Below are 1,854 nucleotides of genomic sequence, written 5' to 3' on the forward strand. Positions count from 1 at the left end.
ATGTGCCTGCGCGACGGCGAGCCCTACATGGCCTGGGGTTCGCCCGGCGGAGACCAGCAGGATCAGTGGACCACGCAATTCTTCCTGCGGCACGTCCACGCGGGCATGAACCTGCAGGAAGCGATCGACGCGCCGGCGTGGCACTCCGAGCATTTCCCGATTTCATTCTGGCCGCGCACCTCGCGGCCTGGCGTGCTGGTGGTCGAGAACCGCGTGCCCAAGGCGACCGTCGATACCCTGAAGAGCCGCGGCCATATCGTCGAGACCGGGCCCGACTGGTCGGAGGGCCGCCTCACCGCGGCCTCCAAACTCGGCCGCCGCCGCCGCGCCGCCGCCAATCCAAGGGGCATGCAGGGCTATGCGGCCGGACGATAGAACTCGGCGTCGACCCGAGCACGCTGCGCCCCCTCTCCCGCTCTTGCGGGGGAGGGAAGAAACGCGACGCGCCTAAATCACCGTCTCGCGCAGCACCCGTCTGCAATCCATCTCGTATTCGAGGTCGATCACCGGCGGACGGGCGAAATGCCAGATCAGGCCGGACCGCATGACGCCGCGGCGAACCAGCTCATCCGCGATGACCGGGTGAAAGTCGTGCACGGTATAGGCCTGCGCCGCCGTGGTGTTCTTCCAGCCGAACCCGAAGGCGCCGAGGCGGCTTTCCATCGAGGCGACGGTGAAGCGGACCTTTTCCTTCAATCCGTCCGGGCTGACGTCGCGGTAGCGCACGGTGCGCTCGGGATAGGTGCCGGGTCCATCGCGGGATTCGGCGCCGCCGGCGATGACGAAACTCGGGCTGGGGTTGCCGCTCGGGCGCGTGAACGAGAAGGCGAAAAATGACGGCTCCGCCGGCGGATCGATCTCCGGACAGACATTGCTGCGCGCCACCGGATTGGTCGAGCCGTCGAACAGGCCCCACTCCGCCAGCGTCTTGACGTAGTGCTGGTTGAACTTGAGGAACCCGTCCTCGGTGAACGCCGCCGGCGAGCGCAGTTCGCAGGCGCAGAACGAGGTCAGCGGCCGTCCCGCATCCTCGATGTATTGCTTGATCAGCGCAAAACCTTCGGCCAAAGGCGGCATCTTGTCGAAGCGCACCCGCTCGATCTCATAGCCGGGGCTGGCCGCAGCACCGCTGGAATACTGAAACACCGCCGGAATGAAGCTGTAATTGCCGGCCGGAAACTCTTGCGTCATGTCTGGTGCCCCCTGGGTGCTTTTCTTGATGCTTCATGCGGACGCCATTGTCGTCCGTCCGCACGGGCAGGATAGCACAGGGCAAAATGAAAGCGACAGCGGGGTTGAATCCGCTGTCGCTCGAGAGATATTTATCCAGGCTCAGCTGGTCTTCAGCGTCTTCAGGCCCAGATCGAAATCCTCGATCTCCCGGGTACGCTGGGATTCGGCATTGGCGCGATGGTTGGTGGCAATCGCCACATAGACCGCGGGCAGCACGAACAGCGTGAACAGCGTGCCGATCATCATGCCGGACACCACGACAAGGCCGATCGAGAACCGGCTCGCAGCACCGGCGCCCGTTGCCATCAGCAGCGGCAGCAAGCCCGTCACCATCGCCGCTGTCGTCATCAGGATCGGACGAAGCCGGACCCGCGCCGCCATCTCGATCGCCGAGCGCTTGTCGAGCCCTTCCTTGAGCTGCAGCTCGTTGGCGAACTCTACCATCAGGATGCCGTGCTTGCTGATCAGTCCGATCAGGGTCAGCAACCCGACCTGGGTATAGATGTTGATGGTCGCGAGCCCGAAGAACAGCGGAATCAACGCACCCGAGATCGCCATCGGGACGCTGATCAGGATCACCAGGGGATCGCGCAGGCTTTCAAACTGCGCCGCCAGCACCAG

At 64.5% G+C, this 1,854-nt stretch carries 3 protein-coding genes; 1 reads left to right on the forward strand and 2 read right to left on the reverse strand.

All coding sequences use genetic code 11. The annotated features are described in order from the left end of the window. A partial coding sequence (locus Q7T45_RS19620) for a gamma-glutamyltransferase (protein ID WP_304872829.1) occupies positions 1 to 375 on the forward strand: 375 nt, incomplete at its 5' end. Between the two features lie 72 nt (positions 376 to 447). On the opposite strand, the gene Q7T45_RS19625 is transcribed toward Q7T45_RS19620, so the two are convergent. After that, on the reverse strand, positions 448 to 1,191 hold the full coding sequence (locus Q7T45_RS19625) for a hypothetical protein (RefSeq protein WP_304872831.1): 744 nt from the start codon (positions 1,189 to 1,191) through the stop codon (positions 448 to 450). Positions 1,192 to 1,332: 141 nt separating this feature from the next. Further along, the coding region (locus tag Q7T45_RS19630; protein WP_304872833.1) for an efflux RND transporter permease subunit at positions 1,333 to 1,854 on the reverse strand (522 nt) is incomplete at its 5' end.

The sequence above is a fragment of the Bradyrhizobium sp. genome, from assembly GCF_030646015.1.
GTDB lineage: Bacteria > Pseudomonadota > Alphaproteobacteria > Rhizobiales > Xanthobacteraceae > Bradyrhizobium.